Genomic DNA, 26603 nt, shown 5'->3' with positions numbered 1-26603 from the left:
GAAGCTCAATGGGGAAACTCAAGCCCCATCTCGCGGTAGCGCTCGGGGTCGTCGCCCCAGTTTTCACGCACTTTGACGAACAAGAACAGGTGCACTTTCTGCTCGAGAATGCCAGCTATTTCCATGCGCGCCGACTGGCCGATGGCACGGATGGTCTCGCCCTTGTGGCCGAGCACGATCTTCTTCTGGCTGTCGCGCTCGACATAGATGGTCTGGTCGATGCGCACCGAGCCGTCCGGTTTCTCTTCCCATTTCTCGGTCTCGATATGCGAGGAATAGGGCAACTCCTGATGCAGCCGCAGATACAGCTTCTCGCGGGTGATCTCGGCGGCCAGCTGGCGCATCGGCAGGTCCGAGATCTGGTCTTCCGGATAGTACCAGGGGCCGACCGGCAGAGCTTGCGCGAGATAGTCGAGCAAATCCTTGCAGCCGGAGCCGGTCAGCGCCGAGACCATGAAGGTGCGCTTGAACGGCACCTTTTCGTTTGCTGCCGCAGCCAGGGCCAGCAGCGCCTCGTGCTTGACCCGGTCGACCTTGTTGAGGATCAGCACCATCGGCTGGCGGACGTCCTTCAGCCGCTCGAGGATGGCGTCGGCGTCACCCCTGATGCCGCGCTCGGCATCGATCAGCAGCAGCACGATATCGGCGTCCTTGGCGCCACCCCAGGCGGTGGTCACCATCGCGGTGTCGAGCCGGCGCTTCGGCTTGAAGATGCCGGGCGTATCGACAAAGACGATCTGCGCGTTGTCATGCGTGGCGATGCCGCGCACGATGGCGCGGGTGGTCTGCACCTTGTGGGTGACGATCGACACCTTGGCGCCGACCAGTTGGTTGACCAGCGTCGACTTGCCGGCATTGGGCGCCCCAATCAGGGCAACGAAGCCGGAATGCGTGGGCTCCGCTGCCGGAGGGAGATCTTCGCTGCCGGTCATGCCGCACTCCCTTGGTTGGCCCAGATGCCCTCGCGCATAAGAAACGCCGATGCCGCCGCTTCTTCGGCTGCGCGGCGAGAGCCGCCCGTGCCGCTTGCCGGCGCAAACCCGCCGACCTTCACGGACACCGTGAAAACCGGTTGATGTTCAGGTCCCTCGCGTTTCTCGATCGCGTATTCGGGCCTGACATCGCTGGTCTTGGCGAGCCATTCCTGCAGGTCGGATTTCGGATTGGGCGGCTTGGCCACCACCTTTTGCGAGCGCGGCTCCCAGTAGCGCAGGACGAATTGCCTTGCGGCATCGAGGCCGCCGTCGATATAGACCGCCGCGATCAGCGCCTCGACCGCATCCGCCAGATAGTTTCCGCCCGAGCCACGCGAGCGCGCCTTCAAGGCAGCGTCGGCCCGAACCAGATCTTCGAGCTGCATTTCAATGCCGATCTCGGAGCATGTCCGCGCATCGACCAGGGCATTGAAGCGCGGGGCGATTTCACCTTCCGGCGCTTCAGGAAACTTTTCGAAAAGCAGGTCGGCAACGATCAGGCCGAGCACGCGGTCGCCAAGGAATTCGAGGCGCTGGTTGTTGCTGCTTGCCTTGACCGCACTGGAATGGGTCAGCGCGGTCTCGAGCAAACGGACATCCCGGAAGGAATGGCCGGTTTTGGCTGTCACCAAATCGGCCAGAGTTTCACCCGTCGGGCGCTTCAAAGCCATCAATTCACGAAATGGAACAGGCGCGACAGGCGCACCAGCGACGGCCATTTCCAGATCTCGAGCGGGCTCGCCTTCCCGGCGATCGAGAAGAAGACGATGTTGGCGCGGCCGACAAGGTTCTCCGCCGGCACGTAGCCGACGCTGAGGCGGCTGTCGGAGGAGTTGTCGCGGTTGTCGCCCATCATGAAATAGTTGCCGGGGGGCACGACGAACTCGCGGGTGTTGTCGGTGATCGAATTCGGTGTCAGGTCGAGCGTGTCGTAGCTGACGCCGTTGGGCAGGGTCTCGCGATAGACGTCGACCGGCTCAGGCACTTCCGTGATATCAGGATTTTGGATCTGGCCGGTTTTCACACGAGGCACGCCCTGGCCGTTGATGAACAATTGGCCGTCCTTCATCTGGATCTTGTCGCCGGGCAGGCCGACGACGCGCTTGATGTAGTCGAGCGACGGATCCGGCGGGAACTTGAAGACCACCACGTCGCCGCGCTTCGGATCGGAACCCCAGATGCGGCCGGAAAAGATGTCGGGGCCGAATGGCAGCGAATAACGCGAGAAGCCATAGGACCATTTGGTGACGAACAGATAGTCGCCTTCGAGCAAGGTCGGCCGCATAGAGCCGGACGGGATCGAGAAGGGCTGGAACAGCAAGGTGCGGATGACCATCGCCAGCAGCAAAGCCTGGATGATGACGCTGACGATTTCGCCAAGCCCGCCGGATTTCTTCTCGGATTTTTCAGCCACGCTCATGTCGTCCTCGATTGTGCGTTGGATGGTATAGAGTCTCGGCGCGCGCTGGGCAACGTCAAGTCGGCTTTAGATAGCGGTCGTCTGATGCAATCAATGTGGCGCTTGTTCGGCGGGCAACGCCTCGATGATCACAAAGGCTTGAGCAAGCGGGAAATCATCGGTGATTGTGAGGTGGATCGCCGCTCTGTGCCCCTGTGGCAGGATTTTGGCCAGCCGTGCCGCCGCTCCCCCGGTCAGCGCCATCGTCGGCGCGCCGCTGGGCAGGTTGGCGACCCCCATGTCGCGCCAGAACACGCCCTGCGCCAGGCCGGTGCCAAGCGCCTTGGCGCAGGCCTCCTTGGCGGCGAAGCGCTTGGCATAGGAGGCTGCGCGGCCCTTGCGGCCTTCCGAGCGGACCTGTTCGACCTCGGTGTAGATGCGCTGGATGAAGCGCTGACCATGCCGTTCCAGCGACTTTTCGATGCGTCTGATGTCGATCAGGTCGCTGCCGATGCCGATGATCATTCCGCCGGAACTTCCCGTCCGCGGTGCTCGGCCTTATGCGCCCGCTCTGCCATGCGCTTCCTGCGCTGCTCGCGAAAGGCTGTCATCCCCCAGCGGGTGATACCGTAGAAGATCAGCCCGAAGATCAGGCCGAGCGGCACAGCGCCGATCAGCATCGGCTCGAGCACCGGATGCCACAGTTTTGCAAACGACAGCGTGTGCATCATCTCACCAAGATGCGCAGGCGGTCCGTTCTTGGGCAGGCGTTCATGCAGGATCAGCTTGCCGACTTCCCAGGACGCTCCCCACAGCAGCGGGAAAGTCAGCGGATTGCCGAAGAATACCGCGCCGAGGGCGGCGGCCACCAGATTGCCGGCGACCACCCAGCAGAGCACGGCGGCGACGGCGAAATGGAAGCCGAGCGGAAAGAAGGAGGCGAAAACGCCGGCCGCGACGCCGGCCGCGACCGCATGCGGTGTCGCCTTCAGCCGCAGGATGCGCTTGGAGAAATATTGCAACGAGCGCGAAAACGAGCGGCGCGGCCACAGATAGGTACGCACCCGCTCCAGAATGCCATCAGGCTTTCGGCGTCGAAAAAGCACTCTGTTCCAGTTCCCGGTTCGTCACGCCCAAATTGCAACCATCCCTGGCCGGGCGCGGTCGCTCCATCTTGCGCTTCGAGGGCGCAGAAAGGCAACAACGACTTTGATATAGCGACTGCCTTGCGGCGGAACAATGAAACGCCGCCGCGATGGTCTGCCGCAGGCGGGTAACAAGAGCGCCATTGGGGCGAAACTGAGGACAACACAACATCCAAGCGAGACTTTCATGACGACGATCAGGCCTGCCCGGGAAGACGACGCCGAGGCGGATAGACTATTCCCGATATTCGCTGACTTCGACCAAATTGCTGTCCGGGTCGCGGAAATAGACCGACATCATCGTGCCGCGGGCGCCGGTGCGCTCGACCGGGCCGACTTCGATGGCAACGCCATTGGCTTCGAGACTGGCGCAAATCTCGGCAAGCGGCCTTGCGGCGACCAGGCAGAAATCGCCGGAGCCAGGCATCGGCGTCTTGGCTTTCGGTTCAAAAGTGTGCGTTGCCTGATGCAGATTGATCTTCTGCGATCCGAACAGCAACGCCGTCGGCCGCTCCGGCTCGTCGAGGCGCTTCAGGCCAAGCACCCGCTGGTAGAAGGCGCAGCTGTCCTCCACCGAGCGGACCGTCAGCACGAAATGATCGATGCCGGCGATCATTGTGATGTCCCCTAGATGTTGCGGCTTCCTGGCTTAACGGCGGGAATGGCGGCAAGTTCCGGCGGCAGGCGGTCGGCGGGATAGGCCGGGACCTCGTATTCGGCAAGCGCGATCAGCGGCACGCCGACATTGGTCTTGCCGGCCGAGCGGTCGATGATGCAGGCCGCCGCCACGACCTCGGCGCCAATCGCGCGCAGGCAGTCGATGGTTTCGCGGATCGAAAGACCAGTGGTGACGATGTCCTCGACGATGACGACGCGCGAGCCGGCAGCGATCTCAAAGCGGCGCAGCCTGAACTCGCCGCCTTCGCGCTCCACCCAGATTGCAGGCACACCGAGATGGCGCGACGTCTCATAGGCCGGGATCAGGCCGCCGATCGCCGGGCCGACGACGTAGCCGATCTTGCCCGGCACCGCCTTTTGAATCTTCTCGGCCAGCGCCTTGCAAAGCCGCTCGGTCTTGTCGGCATGCATGAAGACGCGCGCCTTCTGCAAGAAGACCGGGCTGCGCAGGCCGGACGTCAGGATGAAATGCCCCTCCAGAACAGCGCCCGCCTCGCGGAAAATGCCCAGCACCTCGTCGGTATTCATAACTCGCCCCATGTCCATGGTGAATGGTGAATGGTGAATGGTGAATGGTAGTGAGAGCGCCTTCTTTCACTATTCACTATTCACTATTCACTATTCACTATTCACCCATTCACACGCCGCGCATCGCTGACGCTCGAATTATCCTTGAGCTGCGACAGCAGCCGGTTGAGGTGCTTCAGATCCCAGACTTCGAGATCGATCAGCATTTCGGTGAAGTCGGGCGCGGTGCGCACCATCGACAGCGTATGAATGTTGGCGTCGTTGGAGGCAACGACCTGGGCGATATCGGCGAGCGAGCCCGGCGCGTTGATGGCGGTGACCGAGACGCGCGCCGGAAAGCGCTCCTTGGTCTGCTCGTCAATGTCCCAGCGCACGTCGATCCAGCGCTCCGGCTGGTCGTCGAAGGCCTGCAGCGCCGGCGACTGGATGGGATAGATGGTGATGCCGGTGCCCGGCTGGACAATGCCGACGATGCGGTCGCCTGGCACGGCCCCTTCCGGCGCGAAACGCACCGGCAGGTCGCCGCGCACGCCGCGGATCGGCACCGCGCCATCGCGCGGCTGGTCCTTGTCCTTGCGCGCGGCTCGTGTGCCGGGCATCTGGAACAGCATGCCGGCGGCGTTGCGGATCTTCGACCAGCCCTCCTCGCGCTGCTTGGGGGCGCTGACGGTGACGCGCTCGTCCTTGTAGTCTGGGAAGACGGCCTTCATGACGTCGGTCGAGGCAAGTTCGCCGCGCCCGACCGAGGCCAGCACATCCTCGATGTCCTTGCGCGCCAGCCGGTGCAGCACCGGCTTCAGGCTTTCCTTGGTGAAGGTCTTGCCGGCGCGTTCGAAGGCGCGCTCGAGAATGCGGGCACCAAGACCTGAATATTGCTTGCGAATGGCGTTCTTGGTGGCGCGGCGGATGGCTGAGCGCGCCTTGCCGGTGACCACCACCGACTCCCACGCCGCCGGCGGCACTTGCGCCTTGGAGCGGATGATCTCGACCTCGTCGCCGTTCTTCAGTTCCGTCATTAGCGGCATGATGCGGCCGTTGACCTTGGCACCGACGCAGGTGTCGCCGACATCGGTGTGCACGGCATAGGCGAAGTCGATGGGCGTGGCGCCGCGCGGCAGCGCAATCAGCATGCCTTTCGGCGTGAAGCAGAATACCTGGTCCTGGAACAGCTCCAGCTTGGTATTTTCGAGGAAGTCTTCCGGGTTGTCGCCTTCTGCCAGTTGCTCGATGGTGCGCCGCAGCCAGGCATAGGCGTTGGTCTCCTTCGAGATCGCATGGGCGGCGCCGTTCGTCTTGCCGCCGGTGTCCTTGTAGATCGAATGGGCGGCGACGCCATATTCGGCGATCTTGTTCATCTCGCGGGTGCGGATCTGCAGTTCGACGCGCTGGCGCGACGGGCCGACAATGGTGGTGTGGATCGAACGGTAGTCGTTCTGCTTGGGCGTAGAAATGTAATCCTTGAAGCGGCCAGGCACCATCGACCATGTGGTGTGGATGGCGCCGAGCGCGCGGTAGCAGTCTTCGACGCTGTCGACGACGACGCGGAAGCCGAAAATGTCCGAGAGCTGCTCGAAGGACAGCGCCTTGGCCTCCATCTTGCGGAACACCGACCACGGCTTCTTCTGCCGGCTCTTCACGCCGGCGTTGATGGCATGCTTTTCGAACAGCGCCGACAGCGCCTTTTCGATGTCGGTCAGCACGCCCTTGTTGCGCTCGAATATCTCGGCAAGCCGCGCGGTGACGGCGCGATAGGCTTCCGGATTGATGAAGCGGAAGGCGATCTCTTCCAGTTCCTCGCGCATGCCTTGCATGCCCATGCGCCCGGCGAGCGGCGCATAGATGTCCATCGTCTCCTCGGCGATGCGCAGGCGCTTGGCCTCGGGCATGTGGTCGAGGGTGCGCATGTTGTGCAGACGGTCGGCGAGCTTGACCAGCAGAACGCGGACATCCTCCGAGATGGCCAGCAACAGCTTGCGCAGGTTTTCCGCCTGCTCGGCCTTCTTGGAGACGAGATCGAGCTTCTTCAGCTTGGTCAGGCCTTCGACCAGCTTGCCCATTTCGGGGCCGAACAGATCGTCGATCTCGGCCCGCGTCGCGGTGGTGTCCTCGATCGTGTCATGCAGCAAGGCGACGGCGATCGTCGCCTCGTCCATGTGCATTTCGGTGAGGATGGCGGCGACTTCGAGCGGATGCGAGAAATAGGGATCGCCGGAAGCGCGCTTCTGGTGGCCATGCTTCTGCATGGCGTAGACATAGGCCTTGTTGAGCAACGCCTCGTTGACGTCAGGCTTGTAGCGCGCAACGCGCTCGACAAGCTCATACTGACGCATCATGGGCGGGTTCTCACGGTGCTGAAATGATTGATGCGCCGCACTGATGTACGGCGCATCTCATAGATAGCCACGAAACTCACGGGACGGAAGTGCCGGAACCATATTCCCGGCAGGTCCAGGGCAGCGATTAGTAGTCGTCGCTCTTTTCCGGGGGAACCAGGCCCTCGATGCCGGCCAAAAGGTCTTCCTCGGTCATGCGATCGAAGGTGACGTTTTCTTCGGCGTCGTCGGCATCGGTAGCTGCAACTGCGTTGCCGGTCTGGTCGGCGATCGCCTCGCCGTCGGCCTCGGGCTCGTCGACCTCGACATGCTTCTGCAGCGAGTGGATCAGATCTTCCTTGAGGTCGTCGGGCGACAGCGTCTCGTCGGCGATCTCGCGCAGCGCTACGACCGGGTTCTTGTCGTTGTCGCGGGGCACGGTGATCGGCGCGCCCTGGCTGATCTGGCGGGCACGGTGGCCGGCGAGCAGCACGAGCTCGAAGCGGTTGTCGACCTTGTCGATGCAGTCTTCAACGGTTACGCGGGCCATTGATTGCCCCTTTCATGCCTGGATTTGATGGAAAACAGGCGCGGTCCATAACCCGAACGCCGCCAAAATACAAGCATTATGGCGCCGTGGCCCCATCGGCTGGCGAATGCCAGTCTCTGGCGCCGGTGAATGCCTTGCCGGCAAAGCCCGCCTACCGGCGACGACACGGCTCCGATCACAATTGCTTGCAGTGCGCCCCGGCACCCTTGGATTGCCGTAAAACTGGCGCTATCTCGGTTGACGAAAGGTCAGCCGGTTTATTTACGAGCCGACCGATATAACGACCCATTTCGATTAGTCCGCCACCTATTTCGAAAAAGGAATATTGCCATGTTCGACCCCCGTGAAAAAATCGCTCTTTTCATAGACGGCGCCAATCTCTACGCCACCTCGCGCGCACTCGGCTTCGACATAGACTACCGCAAACTGCTGTCCAGCTTCCAGAAGCGCGGCTATTTGCTGCGGGCCTATTACTACACCGCTCTGGTCGAGGATCAGGAATACTCTTCGATCCGTCCCCTGATCGACTGGCTCGACTATAATGGCTTCAAGGTGGTGACCAAGCCGGCCAAGGAGTTCACCGACTCGACCGGCCGCCGCAAGATCAAGGGCAATATGGACATCGAACTGACCGTCGATGCGCTCGAACTTGCCGATGTCGTCGACCACTATGTCATCTTCTCCGGCGACGGCGATTTCCGCACACTGGTCGAAGCGCTACAGCGGCGCGGCCGCAAGGTCTCGATCGTCTCGACCATGGCCTCGCAACCGCCGATGATCTCGGACGATCTGCGCCGCCAGGCCGACCATTTCATCGATTTGACCTCGCTGAAGAACGAGGTCGGCCGCGATCCCTCCGAACGGCCGGTGCGCAGGCCCGAGCCGGCCGAAGTCGAAGAGGAAGACTATTGACGGCGGCGGCCTTGGAGGCCGCTCCCGAACCCGACCGCGACTGCCCCCTCTGCCCACGCCTGCATGATTTCATCTCAGACTGGCGACGGCGCGAGCCGTCGTGGTTCAACGCGCCGGTGCCGACCTTCCTGCCGCCTGATGGCGAGGACGCCGTCGAGCTGCTGATCGTCGGGCTGGCGCCCGGCCTGCGCGGCGCCAACCGCACCGGGCGACCGTTCACCGGCGACTATGCCGGCGACCTGCTCTACTCAACGATGATCGCTCACGGTTTTGCCCGCGGCGAGTTCAAGGCGCGGCCGGATGACGGGCTCGAACTGATCGGCACCGCGATCACCAATGCGGTGCGCTGCGTGCCGCCGGAGAACAAGCCGGTCGGCGCCGAGATCTCCACTTGCCGCAGCTTTCTGGTGCCGACGATCGCGCGCTTTCCAAAATTGCGCGCCGTGCTGGCGCTGGGCTCGATCGCCCACCAGTCGACCGTCAGGGCGCTCGGTCAGCGCGTCGCTGCCTATCCGTTCAAGCACGGCGGTCGGTTGCCGGCCGGCGGCGTCACGCTGTTTTCCAGCTATCATTGCTCGCGCTACAACACCAACACTGGGGTGCTGACCGAAGCGATGTTCGTCAAGGTATTCAGCGAGATCGCGTCGTTCCTGCGGAACTAGACGCTGCCTCTCAAATCCCTCGAGCACGATCTTGCCCTTGGCCTTGCCGGTCTCGATCAGCGCATGGGCGCGCTTCAGATTGGCGGCATTGATTGGGCCGAACGTCTCGCCCAGCCTGGTGCGGATGGTGCCGGCGTCGACAAGGCGCGCCAGTTCGTTGAGATGTTCGCCCTGCGCGGCCATATCGGGCGTTTCATACAGCGAGCGGGTGAACATCGGCTCCCAGTGGACCGAAACGCTCTTGCGACCCAGTCGCGGGTTTCGGGCCGCGATGCGGTGGCGATCACCGTCAGATCGGTCAGCTGGCGCGCGAGCTGGACCGCGATCGACCCGACGCCGCCGGCGCCGCCGACGATCAGGATGGTGTTCGCGGCGCCGATGACTAGCTTCTTCACATCGAGGCGGTCGAACAGCGCCTCAAAGGCGGTGATCGCCGTCGTCGGCAGTGCTGCCGCCTGCGCATAGCCGAGCGAGCCAGACTGGGCTCATCGCCCGCAAGGTCTATGCGCAGATGCCGCCGAAGGTCGAGTACAGCCTGACGCCTCGTGGCCGAAGCCTGGAGCCCGTGATCACCGCGCTGAAGGTCTGGGGCGATGGGAATGTGACGCTGGCGCCGGAGGTTTCCCAGGCCGCTTGAAGCGGAGGCGTGGCAACCGCTTGCGTTGTCCGGCCCGTCTCACACCGGCAGCAGCGCGTCCGGCTTTATATCCGATATCGACGTATAGGTGTGCGTTTCCCTGACACCGGGCAGCGGCAGGATCACGCGCTTCAAAAAATCCTGATAGGCGGCCATTTCCGAAATGCGCGCTTTCACCAGATAGTCGAAGCCGCCCACGACCATATGGCACTCCAGCACTTCGGAGGCCTTTGCTACCGCTTCGGCGAAACGGTCGAACACATGCGGCGCCGCCTGGTCGAGCCTGACTTCGATGAAGACGAGCGTGCCGCGGCCGATCTTTTGCGGATTGAGCACGGCCCGGACCGCGGTGATGAAACCCTCACGGAAAAGGCGCTTCACGCGCTGGCTGGTGCCGGTCGGCGACAGGCCGACACGGGCGGCGAGATCGAGTGTGGTGCGACGCCCATCCTCCTGCAACAACCGCAGCAGGCTGCGGTCGATGGCATCAAGTTGGTCGGATTCATGATTCACGTTCATGGCTCCTCTATTGTGTGAGATTCACGCCCAGCTCGCGAAAGCAGCCTATTTTGTCGCACCATTCTCAACAATAGGCTGCGCTTTCAACGAGAGCCGTCTGGAGGAAGAATCCTCCGCTGGCAGAATCGAGCGGGACAAGAATGCGCGTGACAGAGGACCGAAACACAAAGCCGGCAATTCTTGCGGGCCTCGCCATGATCGGCATTTACGCCGTGCAGTTCGTCGCAGCCCGCTTTAGCCTGCGGGAGCATCTTACGGCGACGGATGTCGCGACCTTGCGCTTTGTCGGTGCCGGACTGGTCATGCTGCCGGTTGTCTGGCGCGGCGGCCTGTCAGCCAGCAAAGCGTTGGGCTGGCGGCGTGCCTTGACGCTGGCGGCACTGGCCGGACTGCCCTACCCTATCATCATCAATTGGGGACTGACCTATGCGCCGGCAGCGCATGGTGCCGCACTTTGCCCTGCCTCGATCGTGTTCTTCTCATTCGTGCTGTCGCGCATCGCCACGAGGGAGAAAACCTCGCACCAGCGAACCATCGGCGTCGCAGCCATCATCGCCGGGCTGATCCTGTTCATTGCACCCGTGCGCACTGGCGGCGGCATGAAGGATGTCCTCTTCGGCGATCTTCTGTTCGTCGGATCCGGCGCGATGTTTGCCGCCTATGCCGTTCTCGTGCGGCGCTGGCGCGTCGATCCGGTTGCGGCGACCGCAACGGTGGTGCTGCTGTCATGCGTGCCGCTGCCGTTGCTCTATTTCTTTGCCCCAAGCGGCCTCCGCGCGGCATCAGTGGCCGAGATTGCCAGCCAGATCGTCATTCAAGGGTTTTTGGCGGGTGCGGCCGCCATGTTCCTGTACACCTATATCGTCCGGCAGCTGGGGTCGCAGGCGGCATCGCTGTTCATGCCATGCGTGCCGATCGCAACCGTGCTGATCGCGATGACGGTGCTCGGCGAGACGCCGACCGGCGCCCAGTTCGCCGCCGTACTGATCATGGCCGCGGGGATGGCTTTTTCGGCTCTTTCCAGGCCTGTTCCCAAGCCTGCGTAAGACTGCGGATGCCAAACTCAAGGCCAGCTGATTCGTTCAAGGCGATGGAGGCTTTTGCGAAGAGAGCGATGCGGGTGCAGCAAATAGCTCGGCCAGCGTTTGCTGCCCACCCTGCAGGACGTTGAGATCGACATCGCCCTCGATCCCGTCGACGCGGCCCATATTGTGGTACTGCCAGTAGATCCAGTCGTTGCGACCTGGCTCCAGGAGCAACGAGCGACGCCAGAGCGGGCGAACGTCGATTTTCCCGGCATAGGCGTCCTCGGCCTCGTCGGTCAGGTAGATGATCGCCGGCTTGCCGAACGCAGCTTCAACCGGTCCGAGGAAGGCCTGGAGTTCCGCGCTCAGCTGCTCCGGCGACGGGCGTTGCGGGCAGCTGCCGCCGAATTCGATGTCGACGACCGGTGGCAGCAGCGGCTGGTCGTGCGGCACCACCGCGATGAAATTTTTCGCCTGGTCGGCGCCCGGCCGGCAGAAGGTGAAGAAGTGATAGGCGCCGACCGCAAGCCCGGCCGCGCGCGCCTCGCGCAGGTTTTTGGCGAAGGCATCGTCGACATGGTCGCCGCCCTCGGTCGCCTTGATGACCGCGAAGGCGACATCGTCGGCGGCAACGCGCCGCCAGTCGATCTCACCCTGATGATGCGAAACGTCGATACCCCTGACCGGATAGCTGTCACGATCCGGCGAGAACGTCCGGAAATAGAAGATGCCACCTGCGGCGACGATGCCGGCGAAGACCAGACTGGCCGCACCCCAGAGAATGATCCGGTTCTTCAAGCCTTTCCCCATCGTATGTCGCTGGAAACTTGAAAGCCGATGTGGCTTTTCTGGGGCTGTGGCTCGAGGTTCTTAGCCCCGTTCCTTCATGAGCCGGCCCTTTTCGCGCGACCAGTCGCGCTGCTTTTCGCTCTCGCGCTTGTCGTGCAGTTTCTTGCCGCGGCCGACGGCGAGCAGCAGCTTGGCACGGCCCTGGTCGTTGAAGTAGATTTTCAGCGGCACCAGCGTCATGCCTTCGCGGTCGATGCTCTGCGCCAGTTTTGCCATCTCGCGCTTGTTGAGCAGCAGCTTGCGACGCCGCCTGGGCTCGTGGTTGAAGCGGTTGGCCTGCAGGTATTCCGGCAGATAGGAATTGATCAGCCAGATCTCGCCACCCTCGACCGAGGCGTAGCTGTCCTGGATGTTGGCCTGGCCCTGGCGCAGCGACTTGACCTCGGTGCCGGTCAGCACCAGGCCGGCCTCGACGGTGTCGAGCACCTCATAGGAAAACCGCGCCTTGCGGTTTTCCGCAACGGTTTTGTTGTTTGGATCGGCTTTTCTGACCTGGTTCATGATGCGGAGAGGTGGCGCCTCATCCTCAATTTATCAAGCCGGCGTGCTTCATCGCCGCATCGATCTTCTCGGCGGTCGACGCCTCGATGGTCACCAGCGGCGAGCGCACCACGTTCTCGACCTTGCCAATCTTCGACAGCGCGTATTTGACGCCGCACAGGCCGGGCTCAAGGAAGATGGCCTTGTGCAGCGGCAGCAGACGGTCCTGCAATTCCAGCGCCTTGGCGCTGTCACCGGACAGTGTGGCTTCCTGGAATTCGGCGCACAGCCGCGGCGCGACATTCGACGTCACCGAGATGCAGCCGACACCGCCATGAGCGTTGAAGCCGAGGGCAGAGGCATCCTCACCTGAAAGCTGGATGAACTCCTTGCCGCAGGTGGCGCGCTGTTCGGACACGCGCTCGACCTTGCCGGTGGCATCCTTGACGCCGACGATGTTCTTGAAGTCGTGCGCCAGCCTGCCCATCGTCTCCGGCATCATGTCGATCACCGAGCGCGGCGGGATGTTGTAAATGATGATCGGCAGCTTGGTCGCCCTGGCGACGGCAGCGAAATGCTCGTACAAGCCGCGCTGTGTTGGCTTGTTGTAATAAGGCGTGACGACCAGAGCGGCGTCGGCGCCCGCCTGCTCGGCATACTGCACCAGACCGACCGCTTCAGCGGTGTTGTTGGAGCCGGCGCCGGCGACGACCGGAGCGCGGCCCTTGGCCACATCGATGCAGACCTTGACGACATGGCGATGCTCGTCATGCGACAGCGTCGGCGACTCACCGGTGGTGCCGACCGGGACGAGGCCCGTCGTGCCCTCGCCAAGTTGCCATTCGACGAAAGCGCGAAAGGCTTTCTCGTCGAAACGTCCGCTCTTTTCGAACGGCGTCACGAGCGCAGTAAGCGAGCCTCTCAGCATGTCGTCCAACTCCTTGGAACTTGTTTGTTTATGCGTGTCATCGTCCCAAAACCGGTTCCCGCTTTTGGGCGACATGCATCGGGCGCCTTCTAGCCGAAAGCGAAGCCGCGCACCATAGTCTCGACACTGTTGCGCGGCAAGCATGCCGATGGTGCCAGCAAGCGCAATTCGAACGGCCTCGATAACCCTTTGTTTACGAGCTCTTCACGACCTAAGTCTAGGCTCTCGGGCACCTGGGCTTGCCATCTAAAGTGCCGCAACAGGGAAAGATCAGGATCATGCCGGCCAGTCGGCCACTCCGCTTCATATTGCTTGGCGCCGTTGCCCTGCTGATAGTGGGAACGGCGGCAAACGAGAGCGTCGACGAGCAGACGACCTCATCGATCCCGATGCCTGACATGCAAGATGGAGCGCAGACCGATGCGCCCTCCGCCAATATCGCCGTGTTGAAAGGCAGTCTCGACGCGTTGGCGACCGGCGATATCGCCGCGGCACGAGCGGTGCGCGAAACATTGCCGGCCAGTTCGCTGGACCGCCATATCCTGGCCTGGGCGATCGCGCTCTATGGCGGCGACCGTGTGCCGAGCAGCGAGATTGCCGATACCGCAAAGATGTTGCCGAATTGGCCGGGCACCATCGCTCTGCGCAAGAACAGCGAGCGCGCGCTCTACCGCGAAAGCCCGTCGCCGCAGACCGTGGTGAAAGCCTTTGACGGCAGCCAACCGCTGACCTTTCAAGGCGTGGTCATCCTTGCCCGTTCTTATGTAGCTCTTGGCAACACCAAGGCTGCGCTTTCCGTGCTGTCGCCATTCTGGCGCACCGAGAAGCTGGAAGCCAGGGACGAGGCGGCCGTCAGCAAGGAGTTTGGCGCCATCATTCCGGCTGCCGACCATCGTTTCCGCATGGAACGGATGTTTTATGCCGACCGGGAGAATTCGGCACTGCGGGTCGCAGCACTTGCCGGCGCGCAACCGCTGGCCGATGCCTGGGCCGCCGCCTCGCGTGGCGACAAGAACGCGGCCAAGCTGTTGAAAGCGGTGCCTGCCGCGCAGCAATCGGCCGGCTATTTCTTCGCGCAAGCCGAATATCTGCGCAAGCAGCGGAAGTTTGCGGACGCCGCCGCGGTGATGATGAAAGCGCCAACGAACCGCGACGCGCTGGTCGATCCCGATGCCTGGTGGGTCGAGCGCCGCGTGCTGTCGCGCGCACTGGTCGACCAGGGCGACTGGAAGACCGCCTACAAGGTCGTTGCCGCGCATGCCGCCGAAAGCCCCGCCAGCGCCGCCGAGGCCGAATTCCACGCCGGCTGGTATGCGTTGCGCGGCCTCAACGATCCTGCGACGGCCTCGACCCATTTTGCCCGCATCGCCGATCTCGCGCAGGGACCGATGTCGCTGTCACGCGCCTATTATTGGCTTGGCCGCGCGGCGGAAGTCGGCGGTCCAGGCGATGCGAAGGATTATTTCACCAAGGCGGCGGCCTATGGCACCACTTTCTACGGCCAGTTGGCGGCGGAACGGGTTGGCTTGCACACGCTGAACATTGTCTATCCCGAGCCAAGCACTGCCGACCGCCAAAGCTTTGACGGCCGCGAAGCCGTCAGCGCCATCAAGCGGCTGCAGGAGGCGGGCTACGACCGCTATGCCGAGACGCTTTACCGCGACCTCGCCGGGCAGTTGACCAGCCCCGGCGAGCTGGCGCTGCTTGCGGTGCTGGCGGAAAAGCAGGGCAATCATTTCATGGCGCTGAAGATCGGCAAGATCGCCGGCGCGCGCGGCATCGATGTCGGCGCGCTGTCGCATCCGCTGGGCGTCATTCCCGACACCGCCGACATATCCGGCTCGGGCAAGGCGCTGGCCTATGCGATCGCCCGCCAGGAAAGCGAATTCAATGTCGGCGCCGTCTCCAGCGCCGGCGCGCGCGGCCTGCTGCAGCTGATGCCGGGCACCGCCAAGCAATTGGCGAAGAAGGCCGGCGTGACCTTCTCGCAGGATCGGCTGACCAGCGACGCCGGCTACAATGCGACGTTGGGGGCTGCCTTCCTCGGCGAGCAGCTCGACCGCTTCGGCGGCTCCTATGTGCTGACCTTCGCCGGCTACAATGCCGGCCCCAACCGGGCCAGGCAATGGGTGGCCAAGTACGGCGACCCGCGCGGCAATGGCATCGACGCCGTCGTCGACTGGATCGAGCGGATTCCCTACACGGAAACAAGAAGTTACGTGCAGCGCGTGATGGAGAATTACGAGGTCTACAAGATGCGTATTTCGGGGAAGTACGATATCGTTGGGGATTTGGTGAACGGAAGGGGCTGAGGCGGCAGAGCTGTCGCCATGGGCAAACGTTGGGGATCCTTCGCGCCCCCCTCTGGCCTGCCGGCCATCTCCCCCACGAGTGGGGAGATCAGCTTCGTTGCCGATTTCGCCAATCTCCAACGTCGAAGGAAGGGCGTAGCGCCGGAACCGCCAATCTCCCCCCTCGTGGGGGAGATGTCCAGCAGGACAGAGGGGGGCGCTGTCCCTCCGACATTTCCAAGAGTGTCAGCTTGCCGACAACCCTCGATTTGACCGCTCCCACCCTCGCCTGTAGCAGACGGAGACAATCCGGCCAGGGAGTCCTTTTAATATGTCGAGCACCGACGGCTTCTCCGACTTTTTCTACACCGCGCCGGACGGGCTCAAGCTTCACGCCCGCGTCTATGGCGAGACCAATTCGGCAGACTGGCAGGTCGTTTGCCTGCCCGGCCTGACCCGCAACGCGCGCGATTTCCATGAGCTGGCGCTTTATCTGTCGCAGCGAACCGACAATCCGCGCAAGGTCATCGCCTTCGACTACCGTGGCCGCGGCCAGTCCGCTTACGATCCTGATATCGGCCACTACAATGTCGGCATCGAAGCCGGCGATGTCCTCGCCGGACTGGCCGCTCTGAACGTCGAGGAAGCGGCCTTTATCGGCACCTCGCGCGGCGGGCTGATCATCCACGTGCTCGGCGCGCTGCGGCCGGCCGCGCTGAAAGCCATCGTGCTGAACGACATCGGACCGGTGATCGAGGCCGCGGGGCTCGCCTATATCCAAACCTATCTCGACCCGGCACCGAAACCGAAGAGCCGCGCTGAGGCGATCGATGCCCAACGCGTCGCTCACGGCGCGGATTTTCCCGCTCTGACCGCAGCGGATTGGGAGCGGATGGTGTCGGCCCTCTACCGCGAGACGGACGAAAGCCTCCTGCTGCCGGATTTCGACACGCAGCTGGTCGAGACGGTGGCGGGCCTCGACCTCAGCAAGCCGTTGCCGGATCTGTGGCCGCAGTTCGAGGCGCTGGCGGCCATACCTTTGCTTGCCATTCGCGGCGCCAACTCGAAACTCCTGTCGGCCGACACACTCGACGAGATGCAAAAGCGTCATTCCGGCATGGAAGCGATCACCGTCGAGGGCCAGGGCCATGCGCCCTTCCTGGAGACAGGCAATCTGCCGGGCGCTATCGCGGCTTTCCTGGATGGAGTACCAAATGCGGCCCAGAAAAAGTAAACCCCAAGATCAAAGATGATCCTGGGGTTGCCGAGGCAGTATATGAAAGCCTTGGGTAACTATTTGGCTTTCGAGCTTTTCCGGGGCGCCTTGGGTGCCTTCGCCGCTGCCGCTTTACTTTTTTGAGCAGGCGCTGGCACTGAGGCCGTGGTCAGCGGCGATGCGAAGGCCGAGCTTTTTCCATCGCCGGATAACCCCTCGCCGCGGGGCGTTTCCAGCACGACAACGCAGCCGTCGAGATCGTTGGTGGCCAGATGCGCATAGCGCATGGTCATCGAAAGCGTCTGGTGGCCGAGCCACATCTGCACGCGGCGGATGTCGATGCCGCCCTGGACCAGACGCGAGGCACAGGTGTGACGCAAGATGTGCGGAACCACCTGGTCGTCGGCGCCGAGACCGACTTCGACCTTGGCATCGTTCCAGATGGCGCGAAACTGTGCCTGGCTGAGTTTGGTGAACGGACCCTTGGGCCGGCGGCCCTCTGACGGGGGCAGTTTGATCACCTCCTTGACCCGCTCGGTCATCGGGATGGTGCGGCTGCGGCCGGATTTGGTGATCCAGAACGAGACGCGATGTTCCTGGATGTCGTTCCAGATCAGTCCGAGCGCTTCGCCAAGGCGGCAACCGCTGTCGACGAGAAAGACCGAGAGACGGTAGGCATCCTCGCTGCGGGTCCTGATGGCGGCGAACAGCCTTGCTTCTTCGTCCCTTTCGAGGAAACGTATCCGTCCCGCCCGCTCCTTCTGGCGGCGGAACTCGGGCAGGCTGTGGATATCCCCCATCTTGTAAGCCTTGCGCAGCAGTTTGCTGAGGGCAGCCATCTTTCGATTGATGGTTGCGTTGCTGTTGCCGCGCTGGCGCAAGGTGCCGATAAGGTTGTCAAGGGTGCTCTGGTCGAAGGCGCTGAACCGTTCTCCGAGGAGAATCTCGTCTATTTCGCCGATGAAGGAGCTGACATTGTACTTATGTCGCCCATCATCCCAGAGTATGTCTCGGTACGCTGAAAAAAGCTCTCCGACCCGGTGCGACTTTACTTCTCTGATCTTGTTGTAGCTGTATTTTATCTTCGCATTTTGAGAAGAGAACATTGAGAAATGTTCGGAGGGGTCGCCCTCTTGTATCGCTTCGATGGTCATAAATTGCCACACCCCCGAGTGGATAGAGTCAGACCTACCCGCTTGGAAGCGTCCTTTCAAGAGATTTAATCACGCAGTTGTGAATTCATCCGCCCATCAGCGGATCCCACGAACTCACCCTACGGACTGTTCAGCTGCCGATTCCCCCTGTTCCTTCTGCTTGCCTTGACCCAGTCACGAAACAAAACAGCCCGGGCGTTGACGCGCCCGGGCTGGTATTCATTTGTCTAAAGCCAACCCTTAGAACGAGCGCTGGAAGCGGAGCATGCCGCCGATGGCGTCGTCGCCATCAGTGATACCGGTCCAGTTGTGGTTCGAGCCAAGGGTATCGACCTCGTCGATCTTGCCTGCATTGACGTAATCGACTTCGGCCGTGACCGTGAAGCCGGGAACCACGTCGTAGGCGATGTTCGCGGCGATGCCGAGGTTCTCACCTTCGTCATACGAGACCTGGGCGTTGAACGAGGTCTTCTCGTTGATGGTGTAGGTGCCACCACCCCAGACTGCCCAGTTGCCGTCCCACTGCTTGTAGAAGCCGCGACCGCCGGCCGGGAACGCATAGAGCGGGTCCGTGTAATTGTCGTCGGTGCCATAGCCGGCCATGATGAAGAGCGACAGGTTCTGCATCGGGGTGATGTCCAAACGAACCTTGCCAGCGACTTCTTCATAGTTGCTGTCGTAAGCGAGCACGCCGGTGATGGCGCCCCAGCCCTGCGTGTACTTCAGGCCGCCGACGACATGCGGAACGTAGCTGTCGATCGTGCCGACGCCGTAGGAACCGACCGTGGAGCCGCCCGCGCCCGAGCCTTCTTCGAGAGAGATCACGGCCGAGAAGCCGTTGCCCGCGTCGAAGTAGTACTGGATGACGTTGGTGTCGAAATCGCCGTAGGGAACGAGCGTATCCTGGATGACGTTGCCGGCGTAGCCGATGAACGTGTTGAAGGCCGATTCGTCCTTACCGACACGGAGGCCACCAAGCTGGATCCAGGCGAAGTTCAGCGAAGCACCGGTGTTGCCGGCAGGATTGACGTCACCAAGCGCGCCCGCATCACGGTTGTTGTTCTGGAAGTTGAAGCGGGTCTCAGTGTAGGTCTTCAAGGTGCCGAGCTCGGTTTCCTGGCCGGTCCAGGTCTTCAGCGAGAAGCGGGCCTTTTTGTAGTAGGTGTCGTTGCTGCCGCCGTCCTCAACGTCGGCGGACGTCGCACCGTCGAACGAACCGACGTCGCCGACGCCGATGTCGTAACGGACATAGCCGCCGATGCGCAGGCAGGTCTCGGTGCCGGGGATGTAGAAGTAGCCCGAGCCGTAAACGTCGCAAATCTTGACGTATTCAGCCGGTTCCGGCTCGGCGACGACGACGGCGTCGGCGGCGCGCGCACCGGAAACTGCGATCAAGGCCGCAGCGGAGCCGAGGAGAAGGCTCTTAATGTTCATTTTCTGACCTCCAGTCAAAAGTTAAAAAACGGGTCTGGGTATTCTTTGCTGAAGGACAGCGTTCCCTGCCCCATCCCCACTACCGAAAAAGATGCGCACCGCGCCGCTCCTTCGAAATCGACATTACCCATGAGGCGGCGGCGTTCAACCACGATCGTACCGGCAAAAGGGCTGTGCGGGTGCTATCCCCCGGCGTTGTTGCACAAATGACACGATTTGGCCTCAGTCAGAAAGCTCTCATTAACTATCGAGGGGCCCGGAAGCCTTGTCCAGCGCGCCGCATAGCGGCATAATCCGGCGATCGCCGGCCGGAATTGCGGCGCTGCTGCCGACTCGCCGGCCAGGGAGCCGCCGCAGATTCGCCGCATGCAAAAGGCGACGCCGCAGCCGAATCCGGAATTTTCATAGATAATGGCGCCGGCTTGTTGATTGTGCCCGCGCTTTTCTTTATCCAGCGGCGCAACGGAGAGGTGGCCGAGTGGTCGAAGGCGCTCCCCTGCTAAGGGAGTAGAGGTCAAAAGCTTCTCGTGGGTTCGAATCCCATCCTCTCCGCCATCCTGCTTCGCTCTTCGAGCTTCGCAGGACAAGCCCAACCCTCAGCGCGAAGCAATGGCGGAGAGGATGCCCTCCGAAGCCTTGGCGTAGGAGGGCCGGACCGTGTGGTGTGCTACGTGCCGCACAGCGTAGGCCCAGAAAATCCCTTGCAAAATTCGATTGGCAGTCCTGCTTCGCTCTTCGAGCTTCGCAGGACAAGCCCAACCCTCAGCGCGAAGCAGGATGGCGGAGAGGATGCCCTCCGAAGCCTTGGCGTAGGAGAGCAGCTCACGTGGTATGTGTATCTTCTGGAGAGTACGGCTGCGGAAGGCGAACGCTATATCGGCATAACGACAGACCTGAAACGGCGGCTTGTCGAGCACAATGCGGGGAAATCCAGCCATACATCCAAGTTTCTGCCGTGGCGGATCGTCAGCTATATGGCCTTTTCGAACCAGGCCAAGGCAGCTTCATTCGAGCGCTATCTCAAATCCGGTTCAGGGCATGCTTTCGCCAACAAGCCCCTGTGGTGATGGCCGCATCACCTGCCGCAAAGGTCCATCTTTTCAATAAACTTCAACAATAACAATTGGTTACAGCGAAAACGCTTGTCGCCGGCTTCACTATCTTGTTCGATTCTGACTGGAGGTCAGAAAATGAACATTAAGAGCCTTCTCCTCGGCTCCGCTGCGGCCTTGATCGCAGTTTCCGGTGCGCGCGCCGCCGACGCCGTCGTCGTCGCCGAGCCGGAACCGGCTGAATACGTCAAGATCTGCGACGTCTACGGCGCCGGCTACTTCTACATCCCCGGCACCGAAACCTGCCTGCGCATCGGCGGCTATGTCCGCTACGACATCGGCGTGGGCGACGTCGGCTCGTTCGACGGTGCGAGGTCCTTCGACCATAAGGATGGCGACGAGCAGGACACCTTCTACAAGAATGCCCGTTTCACGCTGAAGACCTGGACCGGCCAGGAAACCGAACTCGGCACCTTGAAGACCTACACCGAGACCCGCTTCAACTTCGGCAATCGTAACGGCTACCCGTCGGCAGACGATCCGACCACGGAAGCAGACGAGTTCAACTCCAACCCTGCCGGCAACAAGAACGTTTCGCTGAACTTCGCCTGGATCCAGCTCGGTGGCCTGCGCGTCGGTAAGGACGAATCGGCCTTCGACACGTTCATCGGCTACGCCGGCAACGTCCTCCAGGATACGCTCGTTCCCTACGGCGATTTCGACACCAACGTGGTCCAGTACTACTTCGATGCGGGCAACGGCTTCTCGGCCGTCGTCTCTCTTGAAGAAGGCTCGGGCGTCGTCGGCACGATCGACAGCTACGTTCCGCATGTCGTCGGCGGCGTGAAGTACACGCAGGGCTGGGGCGCCATCACCGGCGTCGTCGCTTATGACAGCAACTATGAAGAAGTCGCCGGCAAGGTTCGCCTAGACATCACCCCGATGCAGAACCTGTCGCTGTTCATCATGGGCGGCTACGGCACCGACGACAACCTGAATGACGACACGACCTTGATTCACAACGGCAACGCGATCAACGCCGGTGGCCGCGGTTTCTACAAGCAGTGGGGCGGCAACTGGGCATTCTGGGGTGGCGGCACCTACACCATAAACGAGAAGACCTCGTTTAATGCCCAGGTCTCGTATGACGAGTGGAAGAACCTCGGCGTCGCCGCGAACATCGCCTACGACGTTGTTCCCGGCTTCACGGTCACGGCCGAAGTCGACTACCTCAACGCAGGCAAGTTCGACGACGCCAACTTCTCCAACTTTACCAATGCCGACAAGAAGAGCAGCATCGGCGGTCTCCTCCGCTTCCAGCGCTCGTTCTAACAGGCAGAACCTGGCTGAAAATCGAACCCGGCGGGCAACCGCCGGGTTTTTCTTGTGAGGCGTCCGGACTGATCGGTCGCCGTGCGGATCTCGAGGGGTTTTCTGGCTCAACCGGCAGATCGGCAAAGGCGCCGCCTTGCGCCTCGCCAGAACTTGCGCCGTCCTATCGGGCACGCTAGCAAGAAGAGCCATTTTCTCGTGAGCTTTTGCCATGCGCCAGCGCCCTGCCCTCACGCCGCTTGTCGGCGCGCTTCCCTCCACGGTGCCGTTTGTCGGACCGGAAGCGCAGGAGCGCGAGCGCGGACGTGCGTTTCGCGCTCGCATCGGCGCCAATGAGAGCAGTTTCGGGCCTTCGCCGCGCGTTATCGAGCGCATGGAGAGCGTCGCGCGTGACCAGTGGATGTATTGCGATCCCGACAATTACGAGCTGAAGCAGGCTGCGGCCGCCCATCTCGGCATCGGCGCCGAAAACGTCGTGGTCGGCGAAGGCATAGACGGGCTGCTTAGCCTGGTGGCGCGCATGTATGTCGCGCCTGGCGACGCGGTGGTCACCTCGCTCGGCGCCTATCCGACGTTCAATTTCCACATTGCCGGCGTCGGCGGCCGGCTGGTCACGGTGCCTTACGAGAACGACAAGGAAAGTCTGGATGGACTGCTCAAGGCAATTATCAAGGAGAAGGCGCCGCTGGTCTATCTCTCCAATCCGGACAATCCGATGGGCAGCTGGTGGGAAGCAGGAGATATCACCCGCTTCGTCGAAGCGTTGCCGGAAACCACCATGCTGGTGCTCGACGAGGCCTATGGCGAATTGGGGCCGGCCTCGGCGCTGCCGCCGATCGATGTCGCGCGGCCCAACGTCATCCGCATGCGCACCTTCTCCAAGGCATACGGGCTGGCCGGCATTCGCTGCGGCTATGCGGTGGCCGAAGCTGAGGTGATCCGCGATTTCGAGAAGATCCGCAACCATTACGGCGTCAGCCGCATGGCGCAGATCGCCGGCGTCGAGGCGCTGGCCGACCAGGACTGGCTGCACAGCGTGGTGGCGCGAGTCGCTGCCGGACGCGCACGTATAGCCGGGATTGCCGAGACGAACGGGCTGAAGCCGCTGCCATCGGCGACCAATTTCGTCACCATCGATTGCGGCAAGGACGGCGCCTTCGCGCTGAAAGTGCTGCAAAATCTTTTGTCGCGCGACGTGTTCATTCGCAAACCGATGGCGCCAGGGCTCGACCGTTGCATAAGGGTCAGCGTCGGCCTCGATCATGAGCTCGACATCTTTGCCGAGGAACTGCCCGGCGCGCTCGCCGCTGCGCGGGGAAATTAGCCCGGCCGATTGCCGTCGCGACACGGCCTGCCAATGCCGCCAAAGGCCAAGACAGAATCAGCCGGGTCCCCGGCTTCCGTCGATCCAACAACAATCCAACCGTTCAAGGCTGTTGCTTTCGTCCGATCCCGCGCCAGTTCTTGAGCATGGGAGATAACGACCGGCAAAAGGCGGTGCAGGCGCGCGTGCATGGTAAGGTGCAAGGCGTCGGCTATCGGATGTGGGCGCGACGCGAAGCGATAGGGCTTGGCCTCGTAGGTTGGGTACGCAATGAACGAGACGGCACGGTGACGGCCTCGATTGCCGGTGCCGATGCTGCGGTTTCCACAATGATCGAACGGCTCCGGCAAGGGCCACGGGGTGCTTCGGTTTCGAAGGTCGAGATCGAAGAATTCGAACTCCTCGACGCGCCCATCGACTTTCGGATCATTGTCTAGACGGAACCACTTTATTGCCGCTTGAATTAATCGAACGTTCGTTTTATTACTAAATACCGGGAGGCGATCATGGCACGCACAACGGGATCCGATGGCGAAAAAACTGAAGCGGCCGTCCGCGAGGCGGCGGTCAGCCTGATCGCCCGCTTCGGCTATGAGGCGACGTCGATGCGACAGCTTGCCGCCGAGGTCGGCGTCCAGGCGGCCGCGCTCTACCGCTATTTTCCGACGAAGGAAGACCTGCTGTTCACGCTGATGCGCGAACATATGGAAGGGCTGATCGAAGCGTGGGACGCCGCACGCCCCGACGCAGCCGATCCGGCAATGCGGCTTGCCGCCTATGTCGAAAACCACATCGCTTTCCACATCGAGCGCCGCCACTCCACCCATGTCTCGAACATGGAATTGCGCAGCCTGTCGCATGACCGGCTGACGCAGATCCTTCGCATGCGCACCGCCTATGAGAAGGAGTTGCGCGCCATCCTGCGCGACGGCGCGGAGGCCGGCGCCTTCAGTGTCGATGACACCGGGCTCACTGCCATGGCCCTGATCCAGATGATGACCGGCGTCATCGTCTGGTTCCGGCCGGGCGAGCGGCTGTCGATGGCTGAAGTCACGGCGACATATCTTTCAATGACAATGCGCCTGGTTGGCGCGAAGATCGAAATCGGGGAGGAACGGCATGTACACGAACACACTCAGCTTCGGGCATGACGAAGACATCGAGGCGCTGCGCGATCTGGTGCGCCGCTTTGCCCAGGAGAAAATAGCGCCGATTGCTGCCGAGATCGACCGCAGCAATCAATTCCCCACGCATCTGTGGAAAGAGCTCGGCGCGCTCGGCCTTCTCGGCATCACCGCCGATCCCGATTTCGGCGGCAGCGGCATGGGCTATCTCGCCCATGTCATTGCGGTGGAAGAGATTTCGCGCGCCTCGGGCTCGGTCGGCCTTTCCTACGGCGCCCATTCGAACCTCTGCGTCAACCAAATCAACCGCTGGGCGACGCCGGCGCAGAAGGAGAAATTCCTGCCGGCATTGTGCTCGGGCGAAAGGGCAGGTGCGCTGGCCATGTCGGAATCGGGCGCCGGCTCCGACGTCGTCTCGCTCAAGCTGCGCGCCGAAAAGCGCAACGATCGCTATGTGCTCAAAGGCTCGAAAATGTGGATCACCAACGGCCCCGACGCCGAAACGCTGGTGGTCTACGCCAAGACCGATCCGGAGCGGAAATCGCGCGGCATCACCGCCTTCATCGTCGAAAAGACCATGGCCGGCTTCTCGGCATCGCCAAAGCTCGACAAGCTCGGCATGCGCGGCTCCAACACCGGCGAACTGGTGTTCGACAATGTCGAGGTGCCCTATGACAATGTGCTGCATGAGGAGGGCCGCGGCGTCGAGGTGCTGATGTCGGGCCTCGACTACGAGCGCACCGTGCTCGCCGGCGGCCCGCTCGGGCTCATGGCGGCCTGTCTCGACGTGGCGATCCCCTATGTGCATGAGCGCAAGCAGTTCGGCCAGCCGATCGGCGAGTTCCAACTCGTGCAGGGCAAACTTGCCGACATGTATTCGACGATGAACGCCGCGCGCGCTTACGTTTATGCTGTCGCGGCTGCCTGCGATCGCGGCCAGACGACACGCAAGGATGCCGCCGGCTGCGTGCTGTTTGCCGCCGAAAAAGCGACGCTGATGGCGCTCGACGCCATCCAGCTGCTTGGCGGCAACGGCTATACCAACGAGTATCCGACCGGCCGGCTGTTGCGCGACGCCAAGCTCTACGAAATCGGCGCCGGCACCAGCGAGATTCGACGCTGGCTGATCGGGCGCGAGATCATGGCGGAAGGGGTGTGAGCGATTTCAATGCCTGGTTTGCCAAAATACCTTGGAGTATTAGCACGGACTATCGTCGCATTGATCCCATTGTCGGGATTTGCGAATGCCGCCTCTTCAGATATGCCGCAATTTCGAGACGTTGCAGCACTGCGGGTTGAAGTCATTTCCCGCCTGAAGGCTGACAGCCGAGTCAAGCAAGCAATTCCCAACCCCGCCGATCCGGCGCGTCTTGACGTAACCAGGGTCGGTTCTACCGGCAAGGATATTCATCTTCAGGTGGACGTTACGAACCTGCTAGGCCGCATTCGCGACCTGCCGGCGGGAGAGGCGGAAACCGAAATCGAACGTTTTCTAACCACGCTCGTGCTCAGCGATAGCGAAAGCGGCTTCCAGGCCGATCTACTGATTGCCAACATTCGACCGCGCGAACATCTCGACGCTTTCAAAGGCGATGGCACAGAGCCCGACAAAGGACCGGCGTTTGAAACCTTGGCGGGTGACGTCGTGATCCTTTACCAGATCGACAATGAGGACTCGCTCGCCAGCGTCCGGCTTGACGATGTTGGAGACCGCTCACTCGCACAGCTTCGCCAGCTTGCTCTGGAAAACATCAACAAGCAGATTACGAAGGTCAAGCAGGAGCGTATCCTCGACGGGATATCGATCTTCACCGTCGAAGGGGATGAGGCCATCTCACCCGCTCTCCTCCTGACCGAAAAATTCTGGGCCACGCTTGGACCGCAATTCCCCAACGGCGTTTTCATAGCCATTCCAAAACGCGATGCCATCGTCGTTGTAGACAAGCGGCTTCCCAATGCGGTTCAGTTTGCTCGCTCATTTATTGACAAGGTTTTCAAGACCGAACCTGATCTTCTCTCCGAGTACATTTTCGAGCGCCGTGACGGCAAGCTGCAAGTCGTGGCAGAGCAATAGGAAC

The 26603-nt window shown here is 62.0% G+C and carries 27 protein-coding genes, 1 tRNA gene and 2 pseudogenes; 14 read left to right on the top strand and 16 right to left on the bottom strand.

Features of this window, described 5'->3' with window-relative positions:
• Nucleotides 1-5: 5 nt before the first annotated feature.
• The 9 genes from era to rpoZ form a co-directional block, all read right to left on the bottom strand.
• A complete protein-coding gene (gene era / locus NKK50_RS20425; RefSeq protein WP_023747463.1) occupies nucleotides 6-932 on the bottom strand; it encodes a GTPase Era in 927 nt (308 codons plus the stop codon).
• Nucleotides 929-1645 carry a ribonuclease III gene (gene rnc, locus NKK50_RS20420; RefSeq protein WP_023670242.1) on the bottom strand — a complete coding sequence of 239 codons (717 nt, stop codon included), beginning with the start codon at nucleotides 1643-1645 and terminating at the stop codon, nucleotides 929-931. Before rnc ends, era begins: the two co-directional genes overlap by 4 nt.
• Nucleotides 1645-2394 (bottom strand): signal peptidase I, encoded by a 750-nt coding sequence (lepB, locus tag NKK50_RS20415; protein ID WP_023670241.1) that lies wholly within the window; start codon nucleotides 2392-2394, stop codon nucleotides 1645-1647. The genes rnc and lepB overlap by 1 nt, the downstream gene beginning before the upstream one ends.
• 90 nt (nucleotides 2395-2484) lie before the next feature.
• Nucleotides 2485-2898: a holo-ACP synthase gene (gene acpS / locus NKK50_RS20410; protein ID WP_023670240.1), complete on the bottom strand. Its 414-nt coding sequence runs from the start codon at nucleotides 2896-2898 to the stop codon at nucleotides 2485-2487.
• Nucleotides 2895-3479, bottom strand: coding sequence for a DUF2062 domain-containing protein (locus NKK50_RS20405; RefSeq protein ID WP_023709783.1), 585 nt, complete (start codon nucleotides 3477-3479; stop codon nucleotides 2895-2897). Before NKK50_RS20405 ends, acpS begins: the two co-directional genes overlap by 4 nt.
• Before the next feature lie 274 nt (nucleotides 3480-3753).
• Nucleotides 3754-4134 carry a VOC family protein gene (locus NKK50_RS20400; protein ID WP_023835278.1) on the bottom strand — a complete coding sequence of 127 codons (381 nt, stop codon included), beginning with the start codon at nucleotides 4132-4134 and terminating at the stop codon, nucleotides 3754-3756.
• An 11-nt stretch (nucleotides 4135-4145) separates the two neighbouring features.
• Nucleotides 4146-4724 carry an orotate phosphoribosyltransferase gene (gene pyrE, locus NKK50_RS20395; RefSeq protein ID WP_023835279.1) on the bottom strand — a complete coding sequence of 193 codons (579 nt, stop codon included), beginning with the start codon at nucleotides 4722-4724 and terminating at the stop codon, nucleotides 4146-4148.
• A 101-nt stretch (nucleotides 4725-4825) separates the two neighbouring features.
• Entirely contained in the window at nucleotides 4826-7057 is a 2232-nt protein-coding gene (locus tag NKK50_RS20390) for a RelA/SpoT family protein (RefSeq protein WP_023670236.1), read from the bottom strand.
• Nucleotides 7058-7184: 127 nt separating this feature from the next.
• The gene (rpoZ, locus tag NKK50_RS20385; RefSeq protein WP_023670235.1) at nucleotides 7185-7586 is read right to left on the bottom strand and encodes a DNA-directed RNA polymerase subunit omega; all 402 of its coding nucleotides are present in this window, start codon (nucleotides 7584-7586) and stop codon (nucleotides 7185-7187) included.
• Nucleotides 7587-7916: 330 nt separating this feature from the next.
• Here rpoZ and NKK50_RS20380 point away from each other — a divergent pair, with 330 nt between their 5' ends.
• Together NKK50_RS20380 and NKK50_RS20375 are read left to right on the top strand one after the other, a co-directional pair.
• On the top strand, nucleotides 7917-8498 hold the full coding sequence (locus NKK50_RS20380; RefSeq protein WP_023670234.1) for a LabA-like NYN domain-containing protein: 582 nt from the start codon (nucleotides 7917-7919) through the stop codon (nucleotides 8496-8498).
• Nucleotides 8495-9160: a uracil-DNA glycosylase gene (locus NKK50_RS20375; RefSeq protein WP_023743762.1), complete on the top strand. Its 666-nt coding sequence runs from the start codon at nucleotides 8495-8497 to the stop codon at nucleotides 9158-9160. The genes NKK50_RS20380 and NKK50_RS20375 overlap by 4 nt, the downstream gene beginning before the upstream one ends.
• A gap of 12 nt (nucleotides 9161-9172) precedes the next feature.
• On the opposite strand, the pseudogene NKK50_RS20370 reads toward NKK50_RS20375, so the two are convergent.
• A pseudogene (locus NKK50_RS20370) lies at nucleotides 9173-9633 on the bottom strand (zinc-binding dehydrogenase); the annotation flags it as partial.
• An 8-nt stretch (nucleotides 9634-9641) separates the two neighbouring features.
• Here NKK50_RS20370 and NKK50_RS20365 point away from each other — a divergent pair.
• A pseudogene (locus NKK50_RS20365) lies at nucleotides 9642-9797 on the top strand (winged helix-turn-helix transcriptional regulator); the annotation flags it as partial.
• Nucleotides 9798-9836: 39 nt separating this feature from the next.
• Here the strand turns inward: NKK50_RS20365 and NKK50_RS20360 are convergent.
• Complete coding sequence (locus NKK50_RS20360; RefSeq protein ID WP_023835282.1) at nucleotides 9837-10316, bottom strand: Lrp/AsnC family transcriptional regulator; 480 nt, start codon at nucleotides 10314-10316, stop codon at nucleotides 9837-9839.
• Between the two features lie 146 nt (nucleotides 10317-10462).
• Here NKK50_RS20360 and NKK50_RS20355 point away from each other — a divergent pair, with 146 nt between their 5' ends.
• Nucleotides 10463-11362, top strand: a complete 900-nt coding sequence (locus NKK50_RS20355; protein ID WP_245274224.1) for a DMT family transporter — start codon at nucleotides 10463-10465, stop codon at nucleotides 11360-11362.
• A 36-nt stretch (nucleotides 11363-11398) separates the two neighbouring features.
• Here NKK50_RS20355 and NKK50_RS20350 read toward each other — a convergent pair whose 3' ends face one another.
• From NKK50_RS20350 to dapA, 3 genes are all read right to left on the bottom strand, one after another.
• Nucleotides 11399-12139 carry a glycoside hydrolase family 25 protein gene (locus NKK50_RS20350; protein ID WP_023743758.1) on the bottom strand — a complete coding sequence of 247 codons (741 nt, stop codon included), beginning with the start codon at nucleotides 12137-12139 and terminating at the stop codon, nucleotides 11399-11401.
• 72 nt (nucleotides 12140-12211) lie between these two features.
• Nucleotides 12212-12691, bottom strand: a complete 480-nt coding sequence (smpB, locus tag NKK50_RS20345) for an SsrA-binding protein SmpB (RefSeq protein ID WP_023687280.1) — start codon at nucleotides 12689-12691, stop codon at nucleotides 12212-12214.
• Nucleotides 12692-12716: 25 nt separating this feature from the next.
• Nucleotides 12717-13598, bottom strand: a complete 882-nt coding sequence (gene dapA, locus NKK50_RS20340; protein ID WP_023727558.1) for a 4-hydroxy-tetrahydrodipicolinate synthase — start codon at nucleotides 13596-13598, stop codon at nucleotides 12717-12719.
• Between the two features lie 278 nt (nucleotides 13599-13876).
• On the opposite strand from dapA, the gene NKK50_RS20335 reads away from it, so the two are divergent.
• Together NKK50_RS20335 and NKK50_RS20330 are read left to right on the top strand one after the other, a co-directional pair.
• The gene (locus NKK50_RS20335; RefSeq protein ID WP_023743757.1) at nucleotides 13877-15910 is read left to right on the top strand and encodes a lytic transglycosylase domain-containing protein; all 2034 of its coding nucleotides are present in this window, start codon (nucleotides 13877-13879) and stop codon (nucleotides 15908-15910) included.
• 310 nt (nucleotides 15911-16220) lie between these two features.
• Nucleotides 16221-17123: an alpha/beta fold hydrolase gene (locus tag NKK50_RS20330; RefSeq protein ID WP_023743756.1), complete on the top strand. Its 903-nt coding sequence runs from the start codon at nucleotides 16221-16223 to the stop codon at nucleotides 17121-17123.
• Between the two features lie 59 nt (nucleotides 17124-17182).
• On the opposite strand, the gene NKK50_RS20325 is transcribed toward NKK50_RS20330, so the two are convergent.
• Nucleotides 17183-18259 (bottom strand): tyrosine-type recombinase/integrase, encoded by a 1077-nt coding sequence (locus NKK50_RS20325; RefSeq protein ID WP_023835283.1) that lies wholly within the window; start codon nucleotides 18257-18259, stop codon nucleotides 17183-17185.
• A gap of 240 nt (nucleotides 18260-18499) precedes the next feature.
• Nucleotides 18500-19693: a porin gene (locus NKK50_RS20320; RefSeq protein ID WP_352499559.1), complete on the bottom strand. Its 1194-nt coding sequence runs from the start codon at nucleotides 19691-19693 to the stop codon at nucleotides 18500-18502.
• 464 nt (nucleotides 19694-20157) lie between these two features.
• Between NKK50_RS20320 and NKK50_RS20315 the strand changes: the two genes are divergently transcribed.
• The 8 genes from NKK50_RS20315 to NKK50_RS20280 all read left to right on the top strand — a co-directional run bounded on the left by NKK50_RS20315 (nucleotide 20158) and on the right by NKK50_RS20280 (nucleotide 26599).
• Nucleotides 20158-20248: transfer RNA gene (locus NKK50_RS20315), tRNA-Ser, on the top strand.
• A 146-nt stretch (nucleotides 20249-20394) separates the two neighbouring features.
• On the top strand, nucleotides 20395-20760 hold the full coding sequence (locus tag NKK50_RS31380) for a GIY-YIG nuclease family protein (RefSeq protein WP_502896551.1): 366 nt from the start codon (nucleotides 20395-20397) through the stop codon (nucleotides 20758-20760).
• A gap of 123 nt (nucleotides 20761-20883) precedes the next feature.
• Nucleotides 20884-22077: a porin gene (locus NKK50_RS20305; RefSeq protein WP_352499560.1), complete on the top strand. Its 1194-nt coding sequence runs from the start codon at nucleotides 20884-20886 to the stop codon at nucleotides 22075-22077.
• A 211-nt stretch (nucleotides 22078-22288) separates the two neighbouring features.
• Nucleotides 22289-23401: a pyridoxal phosphate-dependent aminotransferase gene (locus NKK50_RS20300; RefSeq protein WP_023834421.1), complete on the top strand. Its 1113-nt coding sequence runs from the start codon at nucleotides 22289-22291 to the stop codon at nucleotides 23399-23401.
• A gap of 146 nt (nucleotides 23402-23547) precedes the next feature.
• Complete coding sequence (locus tag NKK50_RS20295; protein WP_023709796.1) at nucleotides 23548-23838, top strand: acylphosphatase; 291 nt, start codon at nucleotides 23548-23550, stop codon at nucleotides 23836-23838.
• Nucleotides 23839-23907: 69 nt separating this feature from the next.
• The gene (locus tag NKK50_RS20290; RefSeq protein WP_023834422.1) at nucleotides 23908-24552 is read left to right on the top strand and encodes a TetR/AcrR family transcriptional regulator; all 645 of its coding nucleotides are present in this window, start codon (nucleotides 23908-23910) and stop codon (nucleotides 24550-24552) included.
• Nucleotides 24521-25684: an isovaleryl-CoA dehydrogenase gene (locus NKK50_RS20285; protein WP_023805711.1), complete on the top strand. Its 1164-nt coding sequence runs from the start codon at nucleotides 24521-24523 to the stop codon at nucleotides 25682-25684. The genes NKK50_RS20290 and NKK50_RS20285 overlap by 32 nt, the downstream gene beginning before the upstream one ends.
• 9 nt (nucleotides 25685-25693) lie before the next feature.
• On the top strand, nucleotides 25694-26599 hold the full coding sequence (locus NKK50_RS20280) for a hypothetical protein (protein WP_155922473.1): 906 nt from the start codon (nucleotides 25694-25696) through the stop codon (nucleotides 26597-26599).
• Nucleotides 26600-26603 lie beyond the last annotated feature (4 nt).

Origin of the sequence: Mesorhizobium sp. M0001, assembly GCF_040324255.1 — a bacterium.
In the GTDB taxonomy this organism is placed as follows: domain Bacteria; phylum Pseudomonadota; class Alphaproteobacteria; order Rhizobiales; family Rhizobiaceae; genus Mesorhizobium.
This window is presented reverse-complemented; position numbering and strand designations above follow the sequence as displayed.